We start from the raw sequence: 26,829 nt of genomic DNA on the forward strand, positions 1-26,829 counted from the left end.
TATGGGAACATCCATTAATCGCCACGGTCCTAAACCAACTGTACCGTTGATTCCAGATTGGATCGATGAGGAAGAATCGTTGGATGATAAGAATGACGCAGAACCGACAGAAGACCCTGAAGATGAAGCCAATGAAAAGGAAAATATAGAAGAATTACAGCGACCAGCTAACCCCTTTGATAAAAGTCAGCGCGGCTTTCGTGAGGCTGTCCGCACCGGAGACTATTCAGGTCTTGAGCGGGTACTAAAGAACTACGTCACGCAGGCAGGTGGCGGCGCATCCAGCTCAGCCCGTAGAATGAGTCGCTCCGGCAAAGCGGTAGCGCGATTTGGTACCATACTTAGCGATATTCGTCAGAACGGATTAGAAAGCACCCTTACCAGACTTAATCTTAGTGACTACAAAGATAAGCCTGCTATACAAGTGTTATCAGCGCTGATGGAACATGTTTGTGGCACATCTGCCTTACTAGATGACACAGTAACACGAGAAGCATACGCGGTCACAATAACACGCTTGGTGAAATATATGCCAGGTTTGGACTTAAAGAGCCTTACAGAGCCACAGGTCTGTGAAATGATGGCCGTGTTTCTGGAAGAGAGCATTGTTTATAAGCTCATCTGTGATGTAGGAAGATCATTAACAACTTCTACGTCAGATCCAGCTAGAGCTATCGGAGTAGAAGAGAAGCTATACCAGATCGTAAGCGGTCTTGTTCATAGCCGTATAGTGCCTGAGCTGAGAGGGAAGATGGCAGACCGTAGCAATTTAGATCAGGCAGTGCTTAAAATTTACAGTATAGCCTTTAAATCAATCGTTGGTTCACAAAAATAGACAACATGCCTCAAATAGGAATAGAGTTACGAATAGGTAATAATGATGACGGAGCATTGGTTGAACATGATCAATTCTCTGCCTTCTACACATTTTATATCCAGAACACAGAACAAAAGGAGCAAAGAATAAGCATTGACAAATTACTAAAGGAGCTACGTCGGCTTAAGTTAAGTCCTTCCTTGCAGGGGCTCGACATTTTGGCGTTAGCCTGTACCGCTTACGCCGCAGACACCAGTATCAACCGGTACAGAAACTCAGATGACGGTTGGACCAGGCAGTTTCACCTGTTTGTGCCAGTAAGCGATGCTGCACTATGGCAGTCACAGCAGCAGCTCATTGCAGATATTCTGAACTTTTTGACTGGAGACTTATGGCAGGTTACTTTTAGGCAAGGTACCAGCAGCATCGCTGTATCTAACAAAGAGATGAAACCAACAGAGTATGCAACAGACACAGTGTGTCTGTTTTCTGGGGGAATGGATAGCTTTATAGGCGCGATGAAGCTCTTACAGGATGGAATAAGGCCGCTTCTTGTTGGGCACGCAAAAAGCAGCGACGTATCAGATTTCCGGAATAAGGCCAGCCAAGAGATCATCAGCCGCTATGGCTCTGTGTCACCAGAATTAGTAAAAGCTTTTGTTAGAATAGGGAAACCAAAGCTAAATGGTAAAGCGATAGAAGGTGAAAACACGGAGCGAGGGCGCTCCTTCCTGTTCCTAGCTTTAGGGGCTGCCTGTGCCACGGCTCTGCCTGAATCCGAAGAAAATACAAGAAAAAAGCTTTATATCCCGGAGAATGGATTTATCACGCTAAACCTTCCTTTAACGCCACTACGAATTGGTGCTTACAGCACTCGAACGACACACCCTTTTTACCTAAACTTAATGCAAAGGCTCCTCAACGCAGTTGGTATAAATATAGATGTCATCAATCCTTTTGAGTTCAAAACCAAAGGTGAGATGCTCTTGGAGTGTGGTGACCCTGCCTTTGTCGCTGGGGCAGATACTATGTCTTGCAGCCGGCCTTCTACTCGTAATGCAAATATTGAAGGGGCTGGGAGAAGGCACTGCGGGAGATGTGTGCCGTGCATCATACGCCGTGCGGCCTTGAAGAAAGCAAATCAACCCGATGATAATGATCAATTAATAGAAGGAAGACGCTACAGAACTGATATTTACACGACGCGTTTGCACGCATCAACAGCAAAAGTGGAGGATAAGACTGCAAAAGGGGAAAATGTCATGGCGTTCAAGTATATGATTGAGAGAGTTCGTCAAGACCCTAACTTTTTAACTGCTGCCATCAGGCTTACTGGACCGCTGGAGTTTCCTGACCAGTCTTTAGCTGTATACAAAAGGGGGCTGGAAGAGGTAGAAGCCGTATTACAAAACGTGACTGTTGTTGAGTGATATGCCTTATTATGTAGATACCCATTGTCACCTAGACCTGTTCAAAGGCATCAGGTCTAGTGTTGACGAGGAGGACAACTTGCCTATAAAGACCATTACAGTCACGAATACTCCCGTTCTATGGGCTCCTAATCAAAAACTCTTCGGAGAGAGCCACAATATTAGGGTAGCACTTGGGCTGCATCCCGAACTCGCTGTAGAGCGAGAGCACGAAACAGACTCATTTGATAATCTATGCTCTAAAGCGAAATATATAGGCGAAATTGGGCTAGATGGCACTTCAAAGGGAAAATCAGTCCGTGACACACAACTTAAAGTGTTTAGAAGCCTTTTGGATTCAGTTAAAAATTCAAACCCGAAGGTTCTCACGGTGCATAGTAGAGGAGCGGCTAAGGAAACAATAGATGAACTTACTACTGCTTTAAAAGGTACGCAACATCAGGTTATCTTGCACTGGTATTCTGGAAGTTCAAGAGACTTGAAAAGTGCGGTCGAACGTGGCTATTTCTTTTCCATAAACCATAGAATGTTAGCCAGTAAGAATGGTCAAAATATTATTAAGGAAATTCCACAAGATAAACTTGTTACCGAAACTGATGCACCATTCACCTTTTCAGACAAAATTTTTACTCGGGAACAGTCCCTACAGGAGGCGGTTAAAGGTCTAGCTACAATTTGGATGAAGGACCAAGATCAGGTAAAATATAAAATCTGGGAAAATTTTACGAGATTGCTTTTGCCAGCCTAACATTCCCGTATTTAACATAAGGCTACTTATCGGCTATTATGTTAACCTTTAGATTAGCGCTGTATCATTTTTCCAATAGTTATACCGTTCCGGGTACGAAACGTAGGACATTTCGGAGCTGCGTACTTGTTCACCGAGACAAAGCTTCTATTAATCCGAAACTTGCGGAAAGCACTGTCCGCCCTATGTCTTATAACCATTGTTAGCGGGTTGTTTTTATTTTATTTTCCAATTCCTTTTCTATGTAATTCTCAAAAGTATCTTTAATGAAGACAGCATTTTGTGATATGCTTTTGTAATTACTTTTTATCGTCTCATTTAAGTAAGGGTCTACAACTTCAATTTCTGTTTCGTCCAACATATTCTTTTTGAATAAGGCCTTTATATGAACATCAGCTTCGGGAAATGAGTATCCAATGAATATTATTTTTTCCGTTTTTCGAATTTCGATTGCAGCTTCATCAAAAAGTTTCGAGATGGCAGGATGATTTAAGTCCTTAATGTGAGATGGAGGTACTATGAAGGTGTCAAAGGGTGTTTCATCATTTGGACACTTTAAATCAAAAACGATTTCTTCTGGATTTTCACAGCTTGCACCGATTCTTCCTTTGAAACCTTGAGTCTTTAAGTCAATATTTGTGTCCCAAGGAGTAAGTAATACTTGACTACAGCAGTTACAGTATTTCCAATTTAATGAACCGTGAATCTTGATTATTTTAATTGGTGTTGGTGTCTTCTCATCCCAAATTCTAACAGGTTCTCGTGGGTTATCCCACCAATCAAATGCATCAATTTTGTCATATTCTTCATAGTTCATAAAGTTGATGCAGTAGTCAATAAGAGCTTTGGAAGGATATAAAAAGTCAAACGATTCATCGAGAAGGGTGTCGTAGTTCATTGTAATTATCGATACATTCTTATTGAATCTATCAAGGCATTCTAAGAATTTTTTATAAATCCCTCTACGAGTTTTTGATTCACTAATTCTGTGGTGAAGGAGTCGAATGAGTGACTCCTTAATACTTATAAGTTGAATAGTTGTGTATCCACCCTTTAAACTTTCTTTTCTTGAAATGAAGTAATCTAAATAACCGAATACAGATTCTAGCGAAGGAACATTTCCATTCTCTGTATCAAAATTATCCTGGATGAACTTTTTGGCGAGGCTGGCTAATTCTGATTCTGCATAATCTGCATTCAAAATTTCGGGCAATAAATCTCTTTGAAGTGGTCCGCCATCTGCAATTGATGCTCCTGCTCCAAAAACAAAAAGAACATCTCTTTTCGGTTGATATCTAATGAACTTTTCTTTCATTTTGAATGCCCGCTAACCTTTAGATTAGCGGTATATCATTTTTCTAATAGCTATACTTTTATATTACCAGGTATAGGAGTAACTTTTACCTATACCTGAAGAGCAGCCAGTGCACTACCCGCTAACAAGGCGAACAGGTCTAAGAGCCGATTCAGTCTGGCTGCTTTATTTCTCAACCCGCAGGCAGGGGTCATATAGATTTTCGGGACTTTGGGCCCATTATAAAGGTTTCGACTCATAGCTTGCACAACCCCTATTGAAAGATATGGAAAAGCCTATTGATTCCCAAGCACCCGCCTACATTCTGGGCGTTGACGTATCCAAGGACAGCCTGGACGTGTGCCTGGCTAACTGCAGCGATGGGAGAATGCTCCACCAGAAGTTCAACAACAACCCCTCAGGCTTCAAGCGCATGAAAGCATGGCTCAAGCAGCAGGGCTGTGAGGCAGGACAGGAAACCCTCTGCTGCATGGAGCACACTGGCCTCTACACCCGCCAGTTGGTGCACTACCTGCTGGCTCGTGATGTAAGGGTATGGATGGAGAGCGCCCTGCAGATAAAGCGCAGCATCGGCATGATACGAGGCAAGGATGACAAGGTGGACGCACAGCGCATCGCCCGCTATGCCCTGCTGCACCAGAAGGAGGCACAGTGCCTCTCCCTTTCAGGCGTGACACTGGAAAGGCTAAAGGACTTGCAGGCAAACAGGAGCAGACTGCTTAAGGCCCTGCAGAGCCTGAAAACAACTATTAAAGAGCTGCTGCAGGTGGACCCTGTCTCTGGCAAAACCCTGGAGCAGGTAAACAGGAAAGCCATCAAGGGGCTGGAGAAAAGCAAGGAGCAGGTGGAGGAAAAGATGCAGCAGTTTATCGAAAAGGACGGTGAACTGAAGCGCAAGTATGACCTGCTCACCTCAGTAAAAGGCGTGGGAAAGGTACTCGCTATTTCCCTTCTTGTCTATACCCAGGGCTTCACCAAGATGGAGGACGGCAGGAAGCTTGCCTGCTACTGCGGCGTGGCTCCCTTTGAGTACAGGAGCGGCACGAGCGTGATGGGCAAAACAGGTGTCTCTAAGTTTGCCAACAAAGAGCTCAAGCACGTGCTACACATGGCAGCCATGAACAGCGTTCGCTATAACCAGGAACTCAAGACCTATTTCGAGCGGAAAGTCGGGGAAGGAAAAAGCAAGATGAGCGTCTTGAATGCTGTCAGAAATAAGCTGCTCCACCAGATTGTAGCCGTGGTAAAACGAGGGACACCATATGAAGTGAGATTGAACAATTTTTAGCGCATGACGCTTGTTTTACTCATAGATTTCGGCTCGTACATAAAGCGAGCGAGGCGTAGCCGCAGCTTGACTTATGTATTGGGTTAGGCTCCGATATTTTTCTCCTTCTTGTAATCTTCTATTCCGTTTATGGCTGCTTGATACTTTGCAGCAAATCCATCTTCTATACCGTACTCGCTGAATTTCTTAACCGCCCAATCGAAAACAGTGATTCCAAATCCTGTTTCTTTATGCACTATGATAGAATTAAAGTAAGGATAAGAATAGAGCCAGCCAAATTCAATTGACTGGTTGAACAGGTAACCTAAAGTGGCTCCAAACTCACAAACAGAAATCAAGTACTGGTTGGAATAATCCTTGGGGTCGCTATCCTTTATTATCTGCGCAACTGCTGCTCTGTCATAAAATCTATCTACTTCATCAAGTAATGCAAGGCTTATACTATCGGATTCTTTGATGCTCTGATAGTCCTGTAAGGCAGCGTTAGTTACTATATCAATGGCGCTCTTTACTTCCTGTAGCAATTCTTCTGGCAAATACTGTAGTTCATCCAGGTCAAGATTTTGTCCTTCATAACCAGCTATAATGTACATATCTGGACGAGTCATTTCAGGCTTGTCTTCTGCTGAATACCATGGACTTAAATACTCTTTAAAAAGCTTATCGCAGTGTGGAAGCTTTTTCCTGAACAATCTTAACATCTATGATTTTATTGAAGCCTAACGTTACTCGTGCATAGTGTGGTCAAGTCGAAGCCGTAGCCTATACTATGAACTTTGTTGGCACTTGTTATTTTTTCAAGTAAGTGTCATTATACCCTACCTTGAATTTGTCAGGCAAATAATGGTTTAATCTACTGATAAAGGCATATAAGAAATCTACTTTGACTCTCTCAATATGGAAGCCTTTTGTAACACTTCCTTTCTGAACCATTATATCATACTGGTAGCCATGGTCGCTTAGTTCTCCTTCAGGTAGTGGGGCTGTAAAAACATATACAGGCTCTTCTAATTTTCTTAAATCAACGGCTTCAATTGGGGCGAATATCTTCTGGCTCTCTTCTTTCGTTAATGCGGAGGTATAGTAAATATCTTCAGGGTATGCACTCTTCCGTATTTTTACAGAGTCAGCAGTTATGATAAAGTGATTATCTGCACCCATTGCCCACTCCTTTATTGTAATTCTATACTCCTTTTCCCCTACAGTTTGTGAGAAACAAAGGCTATGAAATACAACCAGTAAGAGTACAGACAGATAAGCCTTCTTCATTTTCTTTAATTACAATATGTGCCAACTATTGGCTAGCAGGAGTACGACTCCTGCTAGCTGCACTATGTATGGAAGTCGTCTGGTCCACTCTTGTAGCAGTATGTGTTGTTTTAGCGGCTGTTTCACAGACTTTCATCATTATATCTTCCTTCTTCAATATAAGAAACTTTTTGAAGATACCCGCTTCCTACACCCTGTTTTAAGCGTGGCATGTTTCGTGCAATCGCTAATGTAGCATCATTCTATAGCTTATCAAGCGGGCTCAAGATCTTGTCTAATGCGTATCAGGTAATGTGGGTGCAAATCTGCGTGGCCCTGCTGGAGCAGTGCCACGGCAGGGTCTGAATGTAACCCAGGGCTGTCCCTTGATAGATGTTGAGGAGTACAAATCATTAACGGCACAACCTGCTTTCCTTCCCCTTTTGTCACATCTTCTCCTGATTTGAAACCAGTTAGAGCCTTCGTTGAGGAGAGGCAAAGTCAGAGCCTTATCCCGGAGAGCATTGCCGTGGGGTCGGGATGGCAAGCTTGAAGCAGGAAACACAGTAAGCGTGTATTATTCTGTTTACTTTACTTTTTATGTTGATGAAGTAACACGCGGTTGGAGTTTGCCTGGCGCGGTGGGGAAGCCACTTTTCCGGCAGCGGAAGAATGGAGCGCAGCGAAATGAGGAGGCTGGCGGAAGGGTGGCCAGCGCACGGAAAGCTCTCTGACAGATTAGAATAATCTGGCGGAGTGCTGGACGGTGGGGACAAAGCTTGCCGGGGAAGGGCTGCCTTACCCGCCAGATTCATGGCAATCAGTTACGCTTTTTTGACTTCGTTTAAATAGCGTAACATACTGACAGCGGCTAATCTTTTTAGCTGAATATAGAAAATGACACTATAATTAATATATTAAAAGCAGCAACCGGGAAAGTGCTTCCGGCATCACAGTCACAACTACACACTATGGCCAAAACAGGTTTTGTCTCCGTGGCGGGGGCGCATGGCTTTCACTTCGACAGCCCGGAGGATACCCACTTCTCCGTCACGGTTGTGCTGGTGGAGGAAGAGAACAAAAGGGAAGTAGAGGAGGGGTTCCGCCGCATCCGCGACCGGCATTTTTCGAATGGGAATATCCGTTTTGCGGATGGCCCCCTGTTCCAGGCGCAGCGGAGGGAGTTCATAAAAGAGCTGAAGAAATTGGATTTCACTTACCACGCCCTACTGGTGGACAAGCGCAAGCTGCACCAGAAGTCTCCCCTCCAGTACAAGGGCACGTTCTACAAATTTCTCTCCGGGCTTATCTACAACAACCTCTACCGCACCGTCCCGCACTTGAGCATCGTGGCCAATGAGCTGGGCACCCCCGAGTTCATGGAGAGCTTCCGCCGCTACATCCACGAAAACCACCAGGTGGACCTTTTCTCCCCGGCCACCTTTACTTTCTCGAATGCAGAAGAGGCAGAGCTGCTGCAGCTGGCTTCCTTCCTGGGCGAAAGCCTCAACGCGTTTCACGCCGGGCTGTCAGAGGTGGATGTGGAGCAGGAGCTGGCCAGTAAGTGCGTGGGGTCAAACCGCTGGCCGGAGGGGTATGTGCCCTACACCGTAGACACCGAGGGCATGGCAGTGTACGAGCAGGACGAGGCCATCACAGCGGCAGCGCAGCTGCGGGCGCGGGAGTATTTGCAGCGGCATGCGGGCAGCGAGGACCCGGTTATCCGGAGCCGGATGGTTTTCGTGGAGTACCTGCTGATGGTCTTTACCTATAACTACAAGACCCGCTTCATCCACACCTACGAACTGCTGCAGCACCTCAACTCCTACAGATATGAGAATTACACCGAGCACCGCTTCCGCTCGCTCGTGGTGGGGCCGGTGCGGGACGAGGGCGTGCTCATCGTCTCCTCCAGCGCCGGCTACAAGCTGCCCTGCTCCACCAGGGACATTTACAATTTCTTCAATTCATTTACAATTTCTTCAATTACTATAATCAGCAGATACATCCGATGCTCGGCAGGCTGGGCCAGTGCCAGCGAGCCCTGGAGCTGGCGACTGGGGGAGAGTTGAATGTGCTGGAGCAACCGGAATATGATAACCTGAAGAAGCTGCTGGCGAAACTTTCCTGATAGGTGCGACTGTCTGGATAAAATAGTTATTCCTCATCAGACGCAACGTATCATCAAGTTATGGATGATTTTGATTTGTGAGACGTCATACTGGCTGCAGGAGGCAGGCGCCGCTAGAAGCTCCACGATCCTATTATTCTCACGTTTTGCGGGACAAGTCAGTAAGATGGCGGCTTGAAAACATTTGAGGGGAAACGCTTTTATATATACCATGGCCCCACGCTTCGTCAGATACACCGCCACCCTAGTGGGCAGGGATGGGGTGACGTACTCCTTGCGCACCCTTGACAAAAGGCCGGATATTAAACTGCCGTTGCTTCTGCGCTAGTCATTCATAGCAGATATTGTCCTTGACCAGACCTCTGCGCTTCATCCCTACACCGCCCCGGTGGCCCCGCTGGCCCGGACGGCGGGTATCCCACACGCCACTCCGGCACTCGAAAAGCTTAAAAAGCATTTGTGCACATGCGTGTAATGAAAGCGCACAGGTGTATCGCGGGAAACTGTATCAAAAGCGTACAGGTCTTGAATATAGTGATGGACAAGTTGCTGTAGTTCAAAAGTATGTATAATTGGCATCAAAGTTTCTAATGGCTATACCGCAACGCAGCAATTTCAAAGCGGGGCGAGCTTCTTAGTACAAAACCAAAGCCATGATACAACACTACTTCAAAGTAGCCATTCGGAACCTGATGCAGAACAAAGTCATCTCCCTCATCAATATTCTAGGTATAGGGCATGGCATGACCTGCAGCATCCTAATTATCCTGTGAATGCAGGATGAGCTGAACTTTGACCGTTTTCATGAGAACGTGGATGAGCTGTACACTGTGTATAGAACCGAACTTTACCCAAGGACTGATGATTTAAATAAATAAATCATTCAATAATGTTGGTCGTACAGGCATGATGATAGAAGGTTTTGGTGTAGACCATGTTCATACTAAATTGTTCCCTTTGCATAGAACAGGTAAGATGAAGAATTGGAAACCGATATAGTAAAACTACAAGAAGTACTTCGATACCTATGAAGGTTATATATCTTCTCAAGAATGTTTGAGAGCTGATAATAAGGAATTGGCAACGGTAGCGGATTTAATAAGGAAAATACCATAATAAGCACATGAGCAAAGCTTCGGCTACGCCTCGCTCACCTCTTGTACGAGCCGGTTGTGTGTGATAACCTAATATAAAACAAAAGCATGTATCAAAGTTGGCAAGGCGTAAAGTCTCTAACCATTTCAAGAAAAAGGCCAGTCCTTTTGGCATTAATCTCCTTCTTAGTTTATTTTGCTTCAGTTGTAGCAGGGTCAATTATTCAAAAAGCTTTAGGACTAAAGCTTCAAATGGGGTGGGGGCAGCAAATAGCAAGTATTCTGATAGTTTTAATATTTGCAAGCTTTTTCAAAAGGCCTAAAGAATTACTGGGTTTATCGATACCGAAACATAACCAATGGCTATTGATATCTGTACTCACAGCATTATTCATAATTACTGTTTCTGTAATTGCGAAAATGATTGGAGATGCGCCAGCTGAACTTGAAAGCGTTGAGTATTACATTTATGAAGCCACAATGCCTGGATTAGGCGAAGAGCTTGGTTTACGAGGATTGGTATTCGGCTTCTTACTGTACTATGCCAAACAGCATGATTTTTCGAGCAAAGGGATTTGGACTTTGATAATTGTACAAGCCTTACCCTTTGGCTTCCTGCATCTTTTTCAGACATCTGGAATGGAGGCTGTTCTGATATTCATATATACTACCGTTGCTGCAATTGCATTAGCATGGTTGAGAGCAAAAACAGGTTCTGTTATTCCCAGTATTATAGCGCATAATATTATTAATGTTTTCGGAAGCCTAATCTACTATTTCTTAATGGCTTGATAGAAGTAACTAAAGCATACAACAACTACAGTGCATAAAAGCACCATTGCAAAACTTTCGGGTAACAGTAATAATATAGATTTTGAAGATAAATTTGTTCTGAAAATAAGCACCAACGGGCTGGTACAGGCTGTGTGAAGGCGACAGCCGAACAAATAGCCTGTGCAGTGTTAGCAGAAGGTTATTCTTTTCTTTGCTTAATTTTTTTAGAACAACTTCTTATCAAACCTGCCTTCAGTGACACGGATGGTATCGCAGCCTGGCTTGGCTAACGTGAACTCAAAGGTGCCAGCAATAATGCCGTTCTTCATGTCCAGCTTCGTGATTTCCAGCGTGCCCTGAACGTTATCTTCTCTCTGATATTCACAACTCTCCGAACTAAATGTTACTGTGCCGATGTCTGGATTTCCAAGGCTGTAAACTCCCACATGGTCAACCTGTGTCATATAGATATAGAAGTACTCATAAAAGGCTGGGTCATCCTTTATTTTGCTGAACGCCCTGATATCAAAGGAGCCACCCAAGTAGTTTGGGTCGTATACAACATCATAGTTTGTTTCAAGCGTACTAGGCCTTCCTTTCGGCACCCACACCTCCCCGTTCACCATGGCACCGAAGATGTTCTTTCCTTCCATGGTGGCGGCTGGCAGTTGTTCACCAGGTTTAACATCCTTTTTCTTGCAGGAGGAGAAGGACAGAAGAGTGAGTAAGAGGAAAAGTGGTAGGGGGAAGATTTTCATTTAGTAGAGGGTTATTTTATTTAGGACGTTTATCACTGGTAACGGTACTCGTACATGCGCAGCCTGAAGCGTAGCAAGGGTTAAGTATGTACTTGGTTGGCGTTTCGTGCTTTTTATTTTGCCCTTTTTGCCTGTCTTTCCTCGAACTCCATAATAAGTACATCAAGCTGAATAGCTTGGTCCTTATTTATTCTTCCAGTTTGTTCCGCCACTACAATAGCATCCTTGATGTTGTCATACTCATGGATGCTCTTAATTCTGTTTCTTTTCAAAACGGTTTTGATAGTGTCTGTTCGCTGGAAGTTGATTCCCTCCTTTGAGAGTTCACTCCAAAATACATCAATTTCTTCCCCACTTGATTCATTCCAAAACGTAAGAAAATCGTTTTCAAGATATTTAAGGCTTACCACATATCTATACTGGGGCTCAGGATTCAAAGCCATGTGCTTTACCTGCTGCCCCCATTTAAGAAAGTGAATCTTGTTTTCTTCAGGAATTGCTTGGGAGTTCCTCACAATTTTATCTGCTATGTCAACTGTTTTGGCAAGCTGTTCAGCTCTCTCTTGATAGGTATATTTCTTTTTAACCATTCCTTTTATTTCGCATGCACGCCAACGGCTCGTGCATAATGTGGGTGAGGCATAGCCGAAGCCTAAATTAAGAACTTTGTTGGCAGAAGGAATTCTTAATTTTCTTTAGCAATTTGATACATGTAGTCAACCAATTTATCGACTTCGCTATTTTCATATTCCAAAGGTTCAATTAACCCGATAGCATAGTCCCTTAATTTATCTCTGTCCAAATCTGCTAATGTGCTAAGTGTTGAGTCAGATAGGTGCTTTAGTCGATTTGCTATTGCTTTGCCTGTAATACTATCAAACTTGTAAACTGACCTTTTTAACCAGTCTTCAACTACATCAGCACGCCCTTCTTCCTCGAAGTTTTTTATTACTTCTTCTCTCGCCTTGATAAGAAGACTTGTTATAAGTGGGCTGCCAGCGAATTCATTTAAGTCATAACTGTCTATTTGGTCAGAGAACTTGGCCTTCGCCAGTAACTTATAAAGTGCATAGACTTCGTTTTTATCAGCTATAACCATTTCTTCTATAATTTTTATTGCTGCCAACGTTACTCGTGTAGCAGAGGCGAAGCGACAGCAAGCCTTACTGCTACACTTGGTTACCTGTTTGGTTTCTTTCTGTATTTGTTTCTTTTTTGCTCACCTTTGAATCTTGGGTCAAGAAGGGCTTTACCTTTAATTCGCCATTTCTTGTTCTCCAGCCGAAATGTTGGAAGCTCTGTAAATCCCATTCTTATTTCAAAATAGTTGCTTTCCCCTGTATAAGTTAAAGGACTTGAACCGATGAATCTAAAGGAGATGCTGTCTATTGGTTGATTTGCAAAAACTAACTTCCCGTTTTCCTTTGTATAATCTTCTACAACTGTATCACTTTGATGGTAGGCAAGCACTGTTACTCCTGGCTGCGCCTTACCTTCATAGTCAAAAGTAACAATCGCTATGGAGTCTCCTGCTACTTTCCTTTCTGCCTGAACAATACTTGGAGTATTTGTTGTTGTATTTGAGAAGCTGTTTAGAGTTAAGACCTTATTCTTAACTGCCCATGCACCTTCTGTATTTATCCAACTTAAGCCTTCCTGTCCTGTTAGTACAAATGTTTTATTTGGTCTTAATTCCAAAGAAGAATAATGCTCAAAATCCCAGTATCTATCATACTTGCCTACAAGTGAATTTTCCGTTGCCCTGCACGAAAGAAGTCCGAGAAGTAGTATGAGATACTGTTTCTTCATAATTATAACTTACAGGTAACGTGCTGGTATAGCGGATTGCAATGCGTAGCCGCAGCATACCTGCTATACTTTGTTGTATGGTGCTTTTCTTTCAAGGTATAGCTGCAAACAATATCATTAGAGCATAGACATAAAACCACCACTTCACATGAGATGCTTTTTCATTATACTTTAAGTGAAATTGAGTCGCAACGTAGCTAATTATACATGATAGCAACAGGAGAAATACAAGACTGCTAATTAAGGCTTCCCATTCTAAATCTTTAAGGATAATCTGTAAAACAGCTGAGACTACAAAAAGAGCAACTATGAACTTATACTTTCCCATTCGTCAGTTTCTCTACTTAAAACCTTCAAATTCAGGGAAAGCAAAAAACGCTATCAACAGTAGTACTGCCATAAATACGAACAGAGCATTCCAAGACTTCATGTGTAGATTTTCTTCGTAGCTTTTTAACTTAAAAAATGTAAAAGCATAACTCAGCAAGTAAGATACCACCAGATGAAATCCGATGTTGATGTATACATTTGCACCGAAACCAAAAACATATACCTGACTTGCAGCTGCTATAATCGCAAGAGGTAGGATTAGTTTGTTCTTGCTGATTAATCTACTTACCATTCCTTCAAGTTTCTTTCATCGTTTAAGTACCATACAACGGATTAGGACAGGCTGCGAACGAGGCGTAGCTGAGTATGGAGCCTGTGCCGTGTTGTAGGGAGCCATTTTTAATTTATTTCTCTTGCTAAATGGATTTCCACGTCTCCCAAAATCTCAAGATGCTCAGATGTTAAATGAAAATATTCAGGGTGCAGGAAATTAATTATACAATGGTCAAATCCTTCTCCAATTTTAACTGAGTCTTTGGTAAAGAGATAATGGCATATTTCTCCATTTTCAAAGTTTGCTGCCAAATCTTCAATAAGTTTTGGCTTATTATCTATTGTCAATAAAAAGTTAAAGTCACTGTCAACGTACTTTTTAATTGCTAATCCCTTTTTATTTTCTGGATTAGCCAAATCATAAAAATCTTTTGGCAGATTAAATGAGAAATGAATTTTGCAATCAGTATGACACGAGTCAACTACTGCCAAAATTTTATTCAATTCTTCGTATCTGGTGAGTTTCATAACTTTGGTTACCTACAACTACCGGATATGCGGGAACATACGCTTATTGGCACTATGTGCGAAGGTGGTCTGCTTCATTCTTTTGCTGAAATTTGACCTTTTAGCGGCTATTTTACTTGTTTCCGTCATCATATCTTACTTCTTCAATATAAGCAATTTTGTGACAATCCCTGCTTTCTTCACTTTATTTCAGGCATGGATAACCCAAAAATTATAGAAAGGGGAGTGCGAGACCTGCTTAAGACCTCTTTTGTACACAAAAGCAGGTACTACCTCCCCGATTTGAGAGCGTAACCAACAGCTAAAGGGTAGCTGTAACGCTAAATTAAAGCCAACTAGTGCAATTCATATAGCCGTGTATATCCGGATAATACGCTTATATCCGGATATACACGGCTACAGCCACGAAAACAGCTCGTTTTGGAAGCTCCAGACAGAGGGGGGCATGAGCAGATGTATCTGCCAAAGGGCCGGCAGTCAGCATGTTTCGTGCAATTACTACTATAGCATCATTCTGTAGCTTATCAAGCGGGCTCACGGTTCTGTCTACTACGTGTCAAGAACGTGGGTGCAAATTTGCGTGGTCCTGCCCAACCTGGGCTATGATGGGAGTAGGAGGAGTAAAAGGCGCTACCGGCACAACCTGCTTTCCTTTCCCTTTTGTAACAGTTTCTCCTGATTCAAAACCGATTAAAGCCTTCGCGGAGGAGAGGCAAAGTCAGGGCCTTACTCCGGAGAGCATTGCAGTGGCGACGGGATAGCCAGCCTGAAGCAGGAAACAAAGGAAGCTTGTATTTTCGTGTTTACCTTACTTTTTGTGTTTATGAAGTAATACGTGTATGGCGCCTGCTTTGCTCAGGGTGGGGAAGCCACTTTTCCGGCAGCGGAAGAATGGAGCGCAGCGCAATGAGGAGGCTGGCGGAAGGGTGGCCAGCGCACGGAAAGCTCTCCGGCAAATGAGCAGCAATTGGCGGAGTGCTGGACGGTGGGGGAAAGGCTTGCCGGGGAAGGGCTGCCTTACCCGCCAGATGCATGGCCATCAGTAACGCTTTTAGGACTTCCTTAAAAAAACATTATATACCGGCAGAAGCTAATCTTTTTAGCTGAATACAGAAAATGACCCTGTAATTAGTATCTTAAATGCGGCAGCCGGGGGAGGATTCTGGCATCACAGTCACATAAAATACACTATGGCCAAAACAGGTTTTGTCTCCGTGGCGGGGGCGCACGGCTTTTCCTTCGGGGGGCCCGGCAGCACGCACTTCTCCGTTACCGTTGTGCTCGTGGAGGAAGAGGACAAAAGGGAAGTGGAGGAGGGGTTTCGCCGTATCCGCGACCGGTACTTCCCGAATGGTGACATCCGGTTTGAAGTGGGCTCCCTGTTCCAGGCGCAGGGGGGAGAATTCCTGGAGGAACTCAAGTCCCTGGACTTTACCTTCCACGCCCTCTTGGTGGACAAGCGCAAGCTGCACCAGAAGTCGCCGCTCCAGTACAAGGGCACGTTCTACAAGTTCCTCTCCGGGCTTATCTACAACAACCTCTACCGCACCGTCCCGGACCTGAGCATCGTAGCAAACGAGCTGGGCACGCCGGAGTTCATGGAAAGCTTCCGCCGCTACATCCAGGAGAACCACCAGGTGGACCTCTTCTCCCCGGCCACCTTTACTTTCTCGAATGCAGAGGAGGCAGGGCTGCTGCAGCTGGCTGGCTTCCTGGGCGAAAGCCAGAACTCGTTTCACGCAGGGTTATCGGAAGTGGATGTGGAACAGGAGCTGGCCAGTAAGTGCGTGGGGGTAATGCGCTGGCCGGAGGGGTACGTGCCCTATACCGTGGACACCGAGGGCATGGCAGTGGATGCGCAGGACGAGGCCATTACGGCTGCGGCGCAGCTGCGGGCGCGGGACTACCTCGAGCGGCACGCGGGCAGCGAGGACCCCGTTGTCCGGAGCCGGATGGTTTTCGTGGAGTACCTGCTGATGGTATTTACCTATAACTACAGGACCCGCTTCATCCACACCTATGAATTGCTGCAGCACCTCAACTCCTACAGGTACGAGAACTACACCGAGCACCGCTTCCGCTCGCTGGTGGTAGGGCCGGTGCGGGACGAGGGGGTGCTCATCGTCTCCTCCAGCGCCGGCTACAAGCTGCCCTGCTCCACCAGGGACATCTACAATTTCTTCAACTACTATAACCAACAGATACAGCCCATGCTCGGCAGGCTGGCCCAGTGCCACCGGGCGCTGGAGCTGGCAACCGGGGGAGAGCTCAACGTGCTGGAGCAGCCGGAGTATGCCAGCCTGAGGAAACTGCTGGAGAAACTCACCTGAAAGAAAGGCGGATCCACCCTAAAGAAAGTGACAGGAAGTGGTAAGTCAATTTTCTGGAGCCAGATTAAAAGACTTTTATGCAGAATGGAAAGACTTTGTTGAGGGCGTGTGGTTGCAGTTGAAATGTTTTCCAACATACAGGCGTATCAATCATAAAGATTTCTGTATTTCCCTGTCAAGCTCTGTGAAGATGTCCGGCATGTATCCTTTTTGGCGGAAGGTCATTTTCCCTGTTTTATCTATGACAATGTTGGTGGGGAATACTACAACCTTATAGAAGTTAAGCCACTCTCTGTTCTTCGTGGCATGCTCATAGCCGAAGGGCCTTCTTGAGACGAAGTAGCGGATTTTATCAAACTCATCCATGGATGAGATGGCAATGAAGGTGACGTCCTTGTTGTCAATATATTTTGTCCTGAGCTTATCCAAAGCAGGAATCTCTTGCCTGCAGGGGCCGCAGGCGATGAACCAGAAGTTCAGTACCAGTACCTTCCCTGTCAGGTGGTCTCTTGTCAACGTATCACCCTCTAACGTTACCAATGGAGCGTCACTGATACCCACCAGACTATCCTGGCAATGGGCAGAAAAGGACAGCGCAAGGGAAACTACAAACAACAACTGTTTCACAGCTTTAGGATTTAGATTTATCAGTCAAACATATACTGCATCAAGATGAAGTTCGGTATCAGCCGGCTAATCTTCAGATTAGCCTCGTAGTGCCTTCCATCCAGGAAATCCTGCCTGTTCAACGTAATTGCTTTCGAAAGATCGCTTGGAATCTTGACATTGATATCTTCCCCGCTGTAGGTCAGCTTTATTATGATTTTGTTTGCTTCCGGGTCGTCTGAAACATGGAAGTTAATTGTATAGTCGGCACTGTCTCTGCCTGCTTTTGAGAGGAAGTTAGGATGAAAGTGAAAGTCCTTCTTCATCAAGATGTTGTAAGGCCTTTTGTTTGTTTGTCTTACAACGAAAGCGTTATTGACAACATTCCTGAAAAACTGTTGCTGCTTTTTTGTGAAGCCAGGAGAAAAGCTCAGGCTATCTACAGCAAAAGACTTGGGATCACCTGAAATTGTGTTGGAAGGCTCATAAAGCTTCTGGGTCGGCATAAGCTTTGAGAGGTTTCCCATTGCAGCATACACCAGATGCACGTTGTTCATGTCTGTATAAAACAGAGAGTCGTGAGTATAATATTGAAATTCGCTATAAAGAAAATCTGTCTCTTTAGCAGAGGGCTGAACGTCTGTTCTGTTTGGCTTCAAAATCAGAGAGTGAAACAAGGGGTACTTCTTATTCAATTTTCTGTTCTCCAGGTTGAACACCAGTGTATAATTCAATGCCTGGTCCTTCTCGGCTGCCATCGTATCGATTACAAAAGCCCTTTGTTCTTTTTGTATAGAATCCATAGAGGCCAGGAAAAATTCTCTGTCAGCCTTCAGCTTTTCATCATATTCAGGTCCTGCCTGGTTCTTAAACACGATATTATCAACCGTTATAGGCCGTTTGTAGAGGTTAGTCGTGCAGGAAGAGGAGCACAAGGAAACACAGGCCAGCAAGAGAACAAATAGACTGCTTTTCATAAATGTGTTCATTTGATAAAGGCCTGTACAATTATTTAAAACATATAGACCTTCAAGTTAAACTTTAGCTAGCTTGGAAACTGAGCACAGCCATAGCATTCAATGTTATGCTGATTTGCTTAAAAGACACACCCTTCAACTGCCATCAAGTAAGACACTGCATGCGTGGTGCTCCAGGTGTCTCCAGTGTTACGATAGTATACAGTACCGGCACCCTCATACCCCACCCGACCGTCTGCTTCTTCTGTTTTCTGGTGGGCATCTGCCTTATGTTTCCAGCTTGTATCCTTAGCAGCTAGGTTTAATGCGACATGCCCGCCAAAAACTTTTGGTCAATTCATGTCTTTGTCCAGTACCTTTAGTGCCTCTACCAGGCCGTCCTGCCCTATTCCCCGGTAAACAATGCTGCCCTCGGGGTTTATCAAAATGACGGATGGAAAGGAGGTTACTCTGTAGCTTCGAACGACACCCTTTTTGCTTTCGTCAGACATGTCCTGGAAGATTTGCGGCCACGCCATTCCGTGCTTCTCTATCATCCCGCTGAGCTTTGCCCTGTCCTTTTCCTCGTCATAGGCAATACCCATGAACTGCACCTTTTTGCCCTTGTACTTTTCATATGCGGCTTTGGTCTCGGGTATCAGTTTGATGCACGGGCCACACCATGAGCCCCAGAAATCAAGCAGCACATATTGCCCTCTGTAATCCGCAAGCGAAACTGCGTTGCCTTTCATATCCTGAACAGTGAAGGCTGGCGCAGGTTTGCCAGCGCTCACAGACGCCTCAAGCTGGGCTTCTTCCCGAATAGCCTTCGCAATGGAGTGTTCCTGCAGCTCCTGGCCAATGATATCCAGCAGCTGCCTTTTCTTTTCTTTTCCTAACGAATGCAGTTGAAACAGGCTTAAAAAAGAATCAGGATGTTCTTTAATATACTTCTCTGACTGAAGACGCGTCGCGTCCACAATTTCCTTCTGCTGCCTTTCAAGCTCCTCTCTCCTGCTTGGGTCCAGGTTTGGGTCCTGCATGCTGTCGGATAGGGCAATAACTTTTTGCCTCACAGGTGCAATGAATTGCCTTTGAAAGTCATTGAATTCATCTGTTAAGGGTGAGCCCGTCACAGATGAATTCCATATTGCCTTACTGTCTCCCTCTATTTGCACGTTGCTGTCCAGGAAGAATAATACACCTCCAGGCACACTGTCAACAGTTATAGTATAAAATCCCAGCTCTTCAGGCTCATGAGTGAAGGCAAAATTGTCCTTTGCAGACACAGTAGAGTCCAGTAGGATGTCCTGATTATGGGCGTCTCTCACAAAGAGATACACCTTCTTGTTGCCAATACCGTCTATTTTACCCTCAACAGACAGGCTTTGCCCGAGACAACACAGGGGAGCAAAGACTACCACTGCCAATAACAGAATTTGAAAAGCTTTTTGAGAAAGTGTCTTCATGGTTTTGTTTAGTTAGAGCAAAGCAGCTGCTTTACATTTTGAGAAAATAACAGGATTTAAAACAAGCAATACAGCCTATGTCGCTTGCAATTACAACCCTTCTTATCTATACACGAATGAAAGAGTTCAGATTTAAATGCTTTGGTTAAAATACCATTTTAAATTTAGATTGTATTATTTTTTCGGGTTAAACCTATACGTAATTCAAAGTGCGAGGGCTATACAGCATTAAAGACGTCACAGGCTTATGCCCCCAGCGCGGAGCAGAACTGGAGCAGCTGCTTCAGGTCCTCCTCCCTGCTGAGGTTGAGGGAGTGTTCTTTGACATAGCCGTAAATCTCCTTTTTGTGGTTCGGGAACAGCCTTGACACAGAGGATTTTGTAGCCCTGTGAAACCTGTTGCTTTCATCAATGAGGTAGAAGGACACCTTCTCAGAAAAGACCTCACTGCCCCCCGATGACAGGTTGAAGCGCCGGCCGCTGCTGGTCAGGTAGGAGCTTTTGCTTTCGATGGCTGAGGCCCTGGTGGACTGGTTGTAGGCACCTACCTTCTCGGTTCCCGCACTCTCCAGCTTTTGCCTCCTGCCCAGCCTCAAAGTATTGTAGTCTGCCACCACTTCTGCATACCCTTCCTCCGGATTGTAGAGGAAGGTGCTTTCCCCGACAGATACGGAAATAAGTGCAGGCTCCCGCCCCAAGGTTAAGGTATCTCCCTGGGCATTGATGAACTGCACCTCACCCAGCAGCAGGTTGTAGTTGAATGTCGCTGATGAGAACTTGCCGTTCGTGTACACCACCTGCCCCTGTTGAAAAGCGGGGTAGCGGTAGAGGTGCAGGGCTGAGATGGCATCCGCTGCCGCCTCCCCGTCTTTCACCTTATACTCTTTGGCAGTTTGCGCCTGCACCAGGCTGCCACCGCTCAGGATGATGGCCATGCACCAGATAATCTTTTTCATAGCGAAGGAGTTTTCTATAGCCAAACTTTTCTGTTTAAGACATTTGAACACGAGTATCCGGAGAGCAGCCACAAAGCAATTTAGTGGTATCAATAAAGCTTCATCTTCTGGGTTTTGTATTTATATCATTTGTCATTAATGTAAATACTTGTGTGGAACACTTACTTATTGGCGCAGTTGTACTAACTCAATTTTTCTTTTTCCAGTTAAGGTTGTACCCCAACCCGAACCTGATGGTGTTGTTCTTCGAGTTAAAGGCATAACTGTTGCCCCACACCCTGTAGGGATTTGTAGCGGAATTGGCCAGGTCGTACTGCCACCTTGCCTCCAGCCTCAACCGCCAGATGTTAGCCCCCACACCCAAAGAGTATTTCCAGACAACGGGCTTCATCACTGTTTTGAAACTATAAAGTGCCTCTGACATGGCCTGGCTGATGAACTTGCTTGTGTGATAGGGGAGTCCTTGTCGGGTAAGCCTGATATGAGGACTGATGCCTGACAGGAAGAATATGCTTCCCTTCCCCTTCCATACAGGAACCTTTGTTTCCAGGAGAAGAGGGACTTCAACTGAACGGTTGCCCGCTGAAGTCGAATGAATAAGCCGTTCAAAGCCCTCCTTTCCGGTACTGTACACGATAGCGCTTTTATAGGAGTTATAGTAATTCAGGCCGGATGTGAGTTTGAAAGTCTTTGTGAGTTCATAGGACACATAACCACCAAGGTATGGCTGATGGTCATTGTCTCCCTGCAGTGTTACCTGGATAGAGTCTAGCAATACTGAACCCGTAGGATTGTCAAAGAGCAGACCTACAGTAGGACCGTAAGAGATTCTTTGGGCTACAATATTGCCAGAGAGCAGAAACAGGCAGCCCAAAAGAAGTGTAACATTTGCTTTCATGGAGTAGGGAAGTAAAATCCTCAGTAGCTCAAGGTATAGCTCCAGTTATCTGTAGCAGGGACTGTACCTGTTATTTGCCCTTATGTATATTAAGGTAACTTAAAATATTTTGATAGCATAAAACTTTACATGAACCGCGCCTTTCTATGGATGAACAAGAGCCTACCTTACACAACCCTCTTTTCGCACTACTTTTTCTTTGCTACAAAGTCTTCTGTTTCACCATGATCATCAACAGAAGTCACAGTAACAGTAGTAATCATCTTAGGATTCTTTTATATTACCCTCTGTAACTTGAGGTGGTTTTTAATATTCAATCTTTCAGGCCGTGCCCTTTCATATTCATACTCAAACACATGTCCTGCGCAAGGGCAACAGCCAGGCAAAACACCCAGGCCTGCTGGTGACATCCCTCAAAATAAGTCAAAAGTTCAAATGCATCGTTGCGCTTTTACAGAAGTACAGGTACCATATTATTGGCTGGCTTGCCTTCATTACTTATGAAGTCAGCGCAGTAGGTATAGTTTCAGGGAGTTTTGGAACAGTGGGCGATTATACTGTTCATTACATACTGAATATTGTTTACTTTTATTTACATGCACACTTCTTTTTACCACTGGCGCTACGGAGAAGACACCTGGTGCTGCTGGCACTTCCTGGTACCCTCGTTTTTGAATACTTCCTCTATGTTTCTGCCGTCTACAGTGTCGAGTTCCTGGGCATCAACTACTTTGGACTAGAACTCAGTCGCCCGCTTGAGCTGGACCTGACGTATGCCATCAGGTCTCTTTGGAGGTGCCTCTACTTGCTGGGCTTATCGACTGCCTACTATTTGCTCATCACCTTGCGCAGAGAGCAGGGGAGAAGAGAAGAGCTTGAAAAACAAAAGCTCAGGGATATCATAGAAAGGCAAAGGGTAGAAAAGGAGCTGACAGAATCACAGAACGCTTACCTGCGGGCGCAGATTAACCCGCACCTGCTCTTCAACACGCTCAGCTTTGTCTACAGCAACGTACAGGACGTGTCCCCCAAGGCATCAGAGGGTATCATGCTGCTCTCCGAGGTGATGCACTATGCGCTGGGGCCGGTGCATGAGGATGGCAAAACAGACCTTTACAGGGAGGTAGAGCAGGTAAAGAAGTACATCGCGTTAAACCAACTCCGCTTCAGCAAGCCGCTTCAGCTACAAACCGTATTCGAGGGGGGCTTCAGCCAGCACAGACTCCCCCCTCTGCTGCTGCTTACCTTCATCGAGAATATGTTCAAGCACGGCATCCTCAATGACCCTGCTCACCCTGCCACTGTCTCTATCAAGTGCACGGATTCCACGCTGCACCTTTCCACCAGGAACAAGAAGAGAAGCTCTTTTCTGCAGAAGGGGTTTGGCATAGGCATCCAGAATGTGGAAAGCAGGCTGAGAAAGTTCTTCAGGGAAGAAGACTTCAGTCTCCATATCCAGGAGGATGAACTATATTATGAAACGAACCTTAGAATAGCACTCTCATGATAAAATGCTTCGTGGTGGATGATGAGGCGCATAACATTAGGCTGCTCTCCGATTACATTGAAAAGACTCCAGGCCTGGAGCTGGTGGGGGCTGCCGAAAACCCGCTGGAAGCGCTGCACGCCATCACCAGCGGCACAGTAACACCAGACCTCGTATTTGTGGACGTGGACATGCCCGAGCTGAGTGGGGTGGACCTGGCGGGACTGTTAAACAGGCACACGGAGATTGTCTTCGCCACCGCTTACCCGGACTATGCCCTGCAGGCCTTCGAGAAGAACGCCCTCGACTACCTGGTAAAGCCGATATCCTATGAGCGGTTCCTGCAGTCCGTGAGTAAAGTCCGCTTACGCATCAGTGCCGAGAGCAGTACGGTGCAGGAGAGGGAAAACACCTACATCTTTGTCAAAAGCGATGTGAAGGGGAAGATGGTGAAAGTGGAGTATGAGGAGATTGTATATGTGGAGGCCCTGCAGAACTACGTGAAGATACACACCACCAGGGAGCCGGTCATCACCCACCTGACAATGAAGAAAGTGGAGGAAGGGCTGCCGGAGGATAGGTTCTCCAGGGTGCACAAGTCCTTTATCGTCCACAACGCAAAGGTCAGGGTGGTGGAGGGAAATCAAGTCACCCTGGATGACAAGAGCGTGGTGGCACTGGGCAGCAGCTACAGGGATGCCTTTCTGCAGAAAATAGGCGACAGGCTGCTAAACAACGGGAAGTAAGTAAATGCTTTGTTGAAGGGCAGGTTAACTGCTACTTGTTGTCTACGGCACTCGTACAGGCTAAGGCGAGGCGTCAGCCTAAGTTTAAGCCTGTGCTTTGTTACCTGAACGTAATTCTTTTTTTACCTCTAACAAGATGTTACTCTCGCTCGTAAAATGCAAACTTACTCTGTCTCCAATTTCAACCCTGTTATACTCTTCTTCTTCTACACGTACCCTTTGACTATCTACAACTAAAGAGTATTCGATAAGCTTTGGTTGTGAGTTAGAGTCAGCAGCAGGGTTACCATGCCACCCCCAGTTGGTATTAGTAGGTTTATCTGTTATCTGTCCTGAATATACTCTTTTTGAGTTACTCTTTAAATCCTTCAGGTAGTCCTTAACCGCACAGTATAAAAAGGCTGCAAAGCCAGACACAATAGTTAGGAGCAAAAGAGTTATTACTGTACCTTTTCCGATTGGTAGATTGTCATTCTTTTGTATGAAGATAGCAGAGGCAGCGGTTACTATAGCCACAATTATTCCGATAGCTAAATAGCTTACTAAGACTTGTTTCATTTCAAGCTTCACTTTGCTCTTGTCAGCGCTATTTAACTTCTCTACTTCTATCATTTTTATGACAGGTAACGGCAGTTTGTCTAATAACCTCTGCTGGTTTGTTGGCTAAAGATAGTAATTCAAGGATATATCGCACTAGAGACGGTGCTTTTTGTGCTTTGGCAAAAGCTTCGCCAGCGTGCCCTAAACATGGTGCTCAGGGCCCACAGGAGGCTTAAAAAGGCCGTACACGCTTTGGCATAGGCCAGCAGGCGCTCCCAGCCGACGATGTTGAGGATGCGGCGCAGGTTGTAGGCCACCAACATGAGCCCCACATCGGCTGAGGCCCTTTCCATCCCTTTCTTGGTGAGCACGTAGCTGTAGCCCCACTGCCGCTTAATGGTGCCGAAGGGATGCTCAACAATGGCCTGCCGCCGCTTGTAGAGCGCGGGGTTGGCGGCGATGTTCTGCCGATTCCGCTCAAAGACCGGGGTGTAGGTGTTGCGCTCGATGAGTTTGCCGTTTTTGGCGCTGGTGCACAGGCTCCGCACCGCACACGTCTTGCAGGCTTTGGTGCGGTACTGGTGGAAGCTGGTTTGGTTGGACTTGCCGCGGTGCTTGGTGTAGACGCTGCCGTTAGTAGTAAGCACCGCACCCTGGGGACAGGTGTAGGTGTCCTGCTCCGGATCATAAGTGAAGTGCTCCACGTTGTAGCCTGGATCAGGGGCATTGGCAGCAGGCGCCGGAATAGCCACCAGCGTGGTAACTCCAAGCTTTTGGGCGATTTCCAGCTCCGAGCCCGTGTGATAGCCCTTGTCAAACAGGGCGGTAAAGGAACTGTTGCCCACGATGCTCTTAGCCAGCCTGAGCATGTTGCCCATGGCTTTGCAGTCGTTGCGGTTGGTCACGCGGTAGTCGATCAGGAGGCAGTGCCTGGCGTCGACAGTAGTCTGCACGTTGTAGGCCACTTCGGTGATGGTATTGCGGATAATCAGCTGCCGGCTCTCCGGATCCGAGGTCGAGACCTGGTCTTCCCCAGCGTCTTGCAGGTGTTGCAAGAGCTTCAGGTAATACTCGCGCCGCAGCGCATGCCGGGCCATGGCATCCAAAAGCTGCTCTGCCTGTTCGGCCTGCTGTGGCTGGGACAGGGCCAGCTGGCAATCAGAGAGCTTCTGTTCGATGTAGTCCAGGTGACGGGCGATCTTGCCCCGGTTGTAGTTGTTCTTCTTTGAGTTCTGGGCCCTGAGCTTGGTGGAGTCGCCGGCCAGCAGCTCTCCGCCGATCAGCTCAAAGTGCTGCGCTGTCCTGACCGTGGCACGAAACACGCGGGTGATGGCCGTTGAGTTGTTCTTGCGGAAGTTGGCGATGGTGTTGTGGTCAGGCGCGAGCTGGCCCAGCAGCCACATCACCTCCAGGTTACGATGGCACTCGCGCTCCAAGCAGCGCGAGGAGCGGATGCGGTTGAGGTAGCCGTAGACCAGGAGCTTGAGCAGAACACTGGGATGGTAAGCCGGGCGGCCGTTGTCGAGAAAGTCGGTGCGGAAGCCCAGCTCCCCGAGCGGGAGTGAATCGACGAAGGCGTCGATGAAGCGAACTTCGTTGTCCGGGGAAATCAGCTCCTCCAGGCTGACACCGCCACCGGGAGGCTCATCTCGGCTGTAGGCTTGTTTGAATTTCATAGCTCAAGGGGGTAAGTATATTATCACTTAGCCACTTAGCTTGATAAATGTTGCTAAAGAGAAGAAGTTGTTAGACAGTCTGACGGACTGGGCTAAACTGTGGCGTAGCTAAAGTTTAGGTGTGGTTAGTGGTTAGTAATTCTTTCATTCACGACTCGAAGGGTCTTCATGTATTTAAAAGCTTTGCAATCCCGTCTAACAAACCATAGAGTCCTACCATAATAAAAATAAGCCCGAGAATAAAGGATTTGAGCTTGGTTACAAATAACATATCACTCATATCATACTTATAGAACTTGTGCCTTACTATTATCATGATTCCTAACAATATCGAGAAAACACAAAGTATAGTAAGTACTATATCCATATTGTATTTGCTTTGGCGTTTTTATTCCTGTTACTATTCTAAATACAGGTACTCTTTCGTGATGATTTCTTTAGTTGATACTACCACTAACGGACTGGGCTTTGCGGTGGCGTAGCTACCGTAAAGGTGTGGTTGCACTAAACCTTCGGTGGCTGGTTTAGTAAAAAAGCAGCGGATAAGCGTTACCTTTTGATTCACACTAAATCGTTAGTAAAGATGAAAAAAAAGAGCCTACCCTTATCCAGACTGCCTGCTC

General features: G+C 45.7%; 28 protein-coding genes. 11 read left to right on the forward strand and 17 right to left on the reverse strand.

Annotated features, from left to right (window positions below; all coding sequences use genetic code 11):
- Nucleotide 1 precedes the first annotated feature (1 nt).
- Genes qatB through qatD form a run of 3 tightly spaced genes read left to right on the forward strand, consistent with a single transcriptional unit; the run spans nucleotide 2 to nucleotide 2,995 of the window.
- Nucleotides 2-835 (forward strand): Qat anti-phage system associated protein QatB, encoded by an 834-nt coding sequence (gene qatB / locus DXT99_RS20200; RefSeq protein WP_115567403.1) that lies wholly within the window; start codon nucleotides 2-4, stop codon nucleotides 833-835.
- Between the two features lie 5 nt (nucleotides 836-840).
- On the forward strand, nucleotides 841-2,247 hold the full coding sequence (gene qatC, locus DXT99_RS20205; RefSeq protein WP_115567404.1) for a Qat anti-phage system QueC-like protein QatC: 1,407 nt from the start codon (nucleotides 841-843) through the stop codon (nucleotides 2,245-2,247).
- A 1-nt stretch (nucleotide 2,248) separates the two neighbouring features.
- Nucleotides 2,249-2,995 (forward strand): Qat anti-phage system TatD family nuclease QatD, encoded by a 747-nt coding sequence (qatD, locus tag DXT99_RS20210; protein ID WP_115567405.1) that lies wholly within the window; start codon nucleotides 2,249-2,251, stop codon nucleotides 2,993-2,995.
- Nucleotides 2,996-3,197: 202 nt separating this feature from the next.
- Here the strand turns inward: qatD and DXT99_RS20215 are convergent, their stop codons facing one another.
- Nucleotides 3,198-4,310 carry an SIR2 family protein gene (locus tag DXT99_RS20215; RefSeq protein ID WP_115567406.1) on the reverse strand — a complete coding sequence of 371 codons (1,113 nt, stop codon included), beginning with the start codon at nucleotides 4,308-4,310 and terminating at the stop codon, nucleotides 3,198-3,200.
- A 265-nt stretch (nucleotides 4,311-4,575) separates the two neighbouring features.
- Between DXT99_RS20215 and DXT99_RS20220 the strand changes: the two genes are divergently transcribed.
- Nucleotides 4,576-5,598: an IS110 family RNA-guided transposase gene (locus DXT99_RS20220; RefSeq protein ID WP_115567407.1), complete on the forward strand. Its 1,023-nt coding sequence runs from the start codon at nucleotides 4,576-4,578 to the stop codon at nucleotides 5,596-5,598.
- A gap of 83 nt (nucleotides 5,599-5,681) precedes the next feature.
- Here the strand turns inward: DXT99_RS20220 and DXT99_RS20225 are convergent, their stop codons facing one another.
- The gene (locus DXT99_RS20225; RefSeq protein ID WP_147294263.1) at nucleotides 5,682-6,299 is read right to left on the reverse strand and encodes a hypothetical protein; all 618 of its coding nucleotides are present in this window, start codon (nucleotides 6,297-6,299) and stop codon (nucleotides 5,682-5,684) included.
- A gap of 88 nt (nucleotides 6,300-6,387) precedes the next feature.
- Complete coding sequence (locus DXT99_RS20230) at nucleotides 6,388-6,867, reverse strand: hypothetical protein (RefSeq protein WP_115567409.1); 480 nt, start codon at nucleotides 6,865-6,867, stop codon at nucleotides 6,388-6,390.
- Nucleotides 6,868-7,817: 950 nt separating this feature from the next.
- Here DXT99_RS20230 and DXT99_RS20240 point away from each other — a divergent pair.
- The gene (locus tag DXT99_RS20240; protein ID WP_115567411.1) at nucleotides 7,818-8,918 is read left to right on the forward strand and encodes a DUF3800 domain-containing protein; all 1,101 of its coding nucleotides are present in this window, start codon (nucleotides 7,818-7,820) and stop codon (nucleotides 8,916-8,918) included.
- 387 nt (nucleotides 8,919-9,305) lie between these two features.
- Here DXT99_RS20240 and DXT99_RS27750 read toward each other — a convergent pair whose 3' ends face one another.
- The gene (locus DXT99_RS27750; RefSeq protein WP_262511371.1) at nucleotides 9,306-9,434 is read right to left on the reverse strand and encodes a hypothetical protein; all 129 of its coding nucleotides are present in this window, start codon (nucleotides 9,432-9,434) and stop codon (nucleotides 9,306-9,308) included.
- Nucleotides 9,435-10,179: 745 nt separating this feature from the next.
- Here DXT99_RS27750 and DXT99_RS20245 point away from each other — a divergent pair.
- On the forward strand, nucleotides 10,180-10,863 hold the full coding sequence (locus DXT99_RS20245; RefSeq protein WP_115567412.1) for a CPBP family intramembrane glutamic endopeptidase: 684 nt from the start codon (nucleotides 10,180-10,182) through the stop codon (nucleotides 10,861-10,863).
- 206 nt (nucleotides 10,864-11,069) lie between these two features.
- On the opposite strand, the gene DXT99_RS20250 is transcribed toward DXT99_RS20245, so the two are convergent.
- The 6 genes from DXT99_RS20250 to DXT99_RS20280 all read right to left on the reverse strand — a co-directional run bounded on the left by DXT99_RS20250 (nucleotide 11,070) and on the right by DXT99_RS20280 (nucleotide 14,543).
- Complete coding sequence (locus tag DXT99_RS20250) at nucleotides 11,070-11,603, reverse strand: DUF6252 family protein (RefSeq protein WP_115567413.1); 534 nt, start codon at nucleotides 11,601-11,603, stop codon at nucleotides 11,070-11,072.
- A gap of 113 nt (nucleotides 11,604-11,716) precedes the next feature.
- Nucleotides 11,717-12,193, reverse strand: a complete 477-nt coding sequence (locus tag DXT99_RS20255; protein ID WP_115567414.1) for a hypothetical protein — start codon at nucleotides 12,191-12,193, stop codon at nucleotides 11,717-11,719.
- A gap of 95 nt (nucleotides 12,194-12,288) precedes the next feature.
- Nucleotides 12,289-12,729, reverse strand: coding sequence for a hypothetical protein (locus tag DXT99_RS20260; protein WP_115567415.1), 441 nt, complete (start codon nucleotides 12,727-12,729; stop codon nucleotides 12,289-12,291).
- A gap of 53 nt (nucleotides 12,730-12,782) precedes the next feature.
- Complete coding sequence (locus DXT99_RS20265) at nucleotides 12,783-13,412, reverse strand: hypothetical protein (protein ID WP_115567416.1); 630 nt, start codon at nucleotides 13,410-13,412, stop codon at nucleotides 12,783-12,785.
- A gap of 340 nt (nucleotides 13,413-13,752) precedes the next feature.
- Complete coding sequence (locus DXT99_RS20275) at nucleotides 13,753-14,034, reverse strand: hypothetical protein (protein ID WP_115567418.1); 282 nt, start codon at nucleotides 14,032-14,034, stop codon at nucleotides 13,753-13,755.
- A gap of 107 nt (nucleotides 14,035-14,141) precedes the next feature.
- Nucleotides 14,142-14,543 (reverse strand): hypothetical protein, encoded by a 402-nt coding sequence (locus DXT99_RS20280; RefSeq protein WP_115567419.1) that lies wholly within the window; start codon nucleotides 14,541-14,543, stop codon nucleotides 14,142-14,144.
- A gap of 602 nt (nucleotides 14,544-15,145) precedes the next feature.
- Between DXT99_RS20280 and DXT99_RS27135 the strand changes: the two genes are divergently transcribed.
- The 3 genes from DXT99_RS27135 to DXT99_RS20290 all read left to right on the forward strand — a co-directional run bounded on the left by DXT99_RS27135 (nucleotide 15,146) and on the right by DXT99_RS20290 (nucleotide 16,873).
- Nucleotides 15,146-15,304: a hypothetical protein gene (locus DXT99_RS27135; RefSeq protein WP_181885198.1), complete on the forward strand. Its 159-nt coding sequence runs from the start codon at nucleotides 15,146-15,148 to the stop codon at nucleotides 15,302-15,304.
- Nucleotides 15,305-15,382: 78 nt separating this feature from the next.
- A complete protein-coding gene (locus DXT99_RS26865; protein ID WP_147294264.1) occupies nucleotides 15,383-15,589 on the forward strand; it encodes a hypothetical protein in 207 nt (68 codons plus the stop codon).
- Between the two features lie 144 nt (nucleotides 15,590-15,733).
- Complete coding sequence (locus DXT99_RS20290) at nucleotides 15,734-16,873, forward strand: DUF3800 domain-containing protein (RefSeq protein WP_115567421.1); 1,140 nt, start codon at nucleotides 15,734-15,736, stop codon at nucleotides 16,871-16,873.
- A 150-nt stretch (nucleotides 16,874-17,023) separates the two neighbouring features.
- Here the strand turns inward: DXT99_RS20290 and DXT99_RS20295 are convergent, their stop codons facing one another.
- The 5 genes from DXT99_RS20295 to DXT99_RS20315 form a co-directional block, all read right to left on the reverse strand.
- Nucleotides 17,024-17,500: a TlpA family protein disulfide reductase gene (locus DXT99_RS20295; RefSeq protein WP_181885199.1), complete on the reverse strand. Its 477-nt coding sequence runs from the start codon at nucleotides 17,498-17,500 to the stop codon at nucleotides 17,024-17,026.
- Between the two features lie 20 nt (nucleotides 17,501-17,520).
- Nucleotides 17,521-18,456: a hypothetical protein gene (locus DXT99_RS20300; RefSeq protein ID WP_147294265.1), complete on the reverse strand. Its 936-nt coding sequence runs from the start codon at nucleotides 18,454-18,456 to the stop codon at nucleotides 17,521-17,523.
- 332 nt (nucleotides 18,457-18,788) lie between these two features.
- Entirely contained in the window at nucleotides 18,789-19,904 is a 1,116-nt protein-coding gene (locus DXT99_RS20305) for a TlpA disulfide reductase family protein (RefSeq protein WP_115567424.1), read from the reverse strand.
- 245 nt (nucleotides 19,905-20,149) lie between these two features.
- Nucleotides 20,150-20,860, reverse strand: coding sequence for a hypothetical protein (locus DXT99_RS20310; protein ID WP_115567425.1), 711 nt, complete (start codon nucleotides 20,858-20,860; stop codon nucleotides 20,150-20,152).
- 187 nt (nucleotides 20,861-21,047) lie between these two features.
- Complete coding sequence (locus DXT99_RS20315) at nucleotides 21,048-21,758, reverse strand: hypothetical protein (protein WP_115567426.1); 711 nt, start codon at nucleotides 21,756-21,758, stop codon at nucleotides 21,048-21,050.
- 328 nt (nucleotides 21,759-22,086) lie between these two features.
- On the opposite strand from DXT99_RS20315, the gene DXT99_RS20320 reads away from it, so the two are divergent.
- Together DXT99_RS20320 and DXT99_RS20325 are read left to right on the forward strand one after the other, a co-directional pair.
- Complete coding sequence (locus DXT99_RS20320; RefSeq protein ID WP_181885200.1) at nucleotides 22,087-23,265, forward strand: sensor histidine kinase; 1,179 nt, start codon at nucleotides 22,087-22,089, stop codon at nucleotides 23,263-23,265.
- A complete protein-coding gene (locus tag DXT99_RS20325; RefSeq protein WP_115567428.1) occupies nucleotides 23,262-23,990 on the forward strand; it encodes a LytR/AlgR family response regulator transcription factor in 729 nt (242 codons plus the stop codon). Before DXT99_RS20320 ends, DXT99_RS20325 begins: the two co-directional genes overlap by 4 nt.
- 84 nt (nucleotides 23,991-24,074) lie before the next feature.
- Here the strand turns inward: DXT99_RS20325 and DXT99_RS20330 are convergent, their stop codons facing one another.
- Both DXT99_RS20330 and DXT99_RS20335 read right to left on the reverse strand, forming a co-directional pair.
- Complete coding sequence (locus tag DXT99_RS20330) at nucleotides 24,075-24,602, reverse strand: hypothetical protein (protein WP_115567429.1); 528 nt, start codon at nucleotides 24,600-24,602, stop codon at nucleotides 24,075-24,077.
- Nucleotides 24,603-24,667: 65 nt separating this feature from the next.
- Nucleotides 24,668-26,206 (reverse strand): IS1182 family transposase, encoded by a 1,539-nt coding sequence (locus DXT99_RS20335; protein WP_115567430.1) that lies wholly within the window; start codon nucleotides 26,204-26,206, stop codon nucleotides 24,668-24,670.
- Nucleotides 26,207-26,829: the final 623 nt, after the last annotated feature.

The sequence above is a fragment of the Pontibacter diazotrophicus genome, from assembly GCF_003367245.1.
Lineage (GTDB): Bacteria > Bacteroidota > Bacteroidia > Cytophagales > Hymenobacteraceae > Pontibacter > Pontibacter diazotrophicus.

Excerpts from the sequence above, each read along its gene's own strand:
- DXT99_RS26865 (WP_147294264.1), top strand. The coding sequence starts at position 15,383 with ATGGCGCCTGCTTTGCTCAGGGTGGGGAAGCCACTTTTCCGGCAGCGG.
- DXT99_RS20305 (WP_115567424.1), bottom strand. The coding sequence starts at position 19,904 with ATGAAGACACTTTCTCAAAAAGCTTTTCAAATTCTGTTATTGGCAGTG.
- DXT99_RS20245 (WP_115567412.1), top strand. The coding sequence starts at position 10,180 with ATGTATCAAAGTTGGCAAGGCGTAAAGTCTCTAACCATTTCAAGAAAA.
- qatD (WP_115567405.1), top strand. The coding sequence starts at position 2,249 with ATGCCTTATTATGTAGATACCCATTGTCACCTAGACCTGTTCAAAGGC.
- DXT99_RS20325 (WP_115567428.1), top strand. The coding sequence starts at position 23,262 with ATGATAAAATGCTTCGTGGTGGATGATGAGGCGCATAACATTAGGCTG.
- DXT99_RS20275 (WP_115567418.1), bottom strand. The coding sequence starts at position 14,034 with ATGGTAAGTAGATTAATCAGCAAGAACAAACTAATCCTACCTCTTGCG.
- qatB (WP_115567403.1), top strand. The coding sequence starts at position 2 with ATGGGAACATCCATTAATCGCCACGGTCCTAAACCAACTGTACCGTTG.
- DXT99_RS20280 (WP_115567419.1), bottom strand. The coding sequence starts at position 14,543 with ATGAAACTCACCAGATACGAAGAATTGAATAAAATTTTGGCAGTAGTT.
- DXT99_RS20230 (WP_115567409.1), bottom strand. The coding sequence starts at position 6,867 with ATGAAGAAGGCTTATCTGTCTGTACTCTTACTGGTTGTATTTCATAGC.
- DXT99_RS20250 (WP_115567413.1), bottom strand. The coding sequence starts at position 11,603 with ATGAAAATCTTCCCCCTACCACTTTTCCTCTTACTCACTCTTCTGTCC.
- DXT99_RS20315 (WP_115567426.1), bottom strand. The coding sequence starts at position 21,758 with ATGAAAGCAAATGTTACACTTCTTTTGGGCTGCCTGTTTCTGCTCTCT.
- DXT99_RS20215 (WP_115567406.1), bottom strand. The coding sequence starts at position 4,310 with ATGAAAGAAAAGTTCATTAGATATCAACCGAAAAGAGATGTTCTTTTT.
- DXT99_RS20220 (WP_115567407.1), top strand. The coding sequence starts at position 4,576 with ATGGAAAAGCCTATTGATTCCCAAGCACCCGCCTACATTCTGGGCGTT.
- DXT99_RS20290 (WP_115567421.1), top strand. The coding sequence starts at position 15,734 with ATGGCCAAAACAGGTTTTGTCTCCGTGGCGGGGGCGCACGGCTTTTCC.
- DXT99_RS27135 (WP_181885198.1), top strand. The coding sequence starts at position 15,146 with ATGATGGGAGTAGGAGGAGTAAAAGGCGCTACCGGCACAACCTGCTTT.
- DXT99_RS20300 (WP_147294265.1), bottom strand. The coding sequence starts at position 18,456 with ATGAAAAGCAGTCTATTTGTTCTCTTGCTGGCCTGTGTTTCCTTGTGC.
- DXT99_RS20335 (WP_115567430.1), bottom strand. The coding sequence starts at position 26,206 with ATGAAATTCAAACAAGCCTACAGCCGAGATGAGCCTCCCGGTGGCGGT.
- DXT99_RS20255 (WP_115567414.1), bottom strand. The coding sequence starts at position 12,193 with ATGGTTAAAAAGAAATATACCTATCAAGAGAGAGCTGAACAGCTTGCC.
- DXT99_RS20225 (WP_147294263.1), bottom strand. The coding sequence starts at position 6,299 with ATGTTAAGATTGTTCAGGAAAAAGCTTCCACACTGCGATAAGCTTTTT.
- DXT99_RS20265 (WP_115567416.1), bottom strand. The coding sequence starts at position 13,412 with ATGAAGAAACAGTATCTCATACTACTTCTCGGACTTCTTTCGTGCAGG.
- DXT99_RS27750 (WP_262511371.1), bottom strand. The coding sequence starts at position 9,434 with ATGCTTTTTAAGCTTTTCGAGTGCCGGAGTGGCGTGTGGGATACCCGC.
- DXT99_RS20240 (WP_115567411.1), top strand. The coding sequence starts at position 7,818 with ATGGCCAAAACAGGTTTTGTCTCCGTGGCGGGGGCGCATGGCTTTCAC.
- DXT99_RS20310 (WP_115567425.1), bottom strand. The coding sequence starts at position 20,860 with ATGAAAAAGATTATCTGGTGCATGGCCATCATCCTGAGCGGTGGCAGC.
- qatC (WP_115567404.1), top strand. The coding sequence starts at position 841 with ATGCCTCAAATAGGAATAGAGTTACGAATAGGTAATAATGATGACGGA.
- DXT99_RS20330 (WP_115567429.1), bottom strand. The coding sequence starts at position 24,602 with ATGATAGAAGTAGAGAAGTTAAATAGCGCTGACAAGAGCAAAGTGAAG.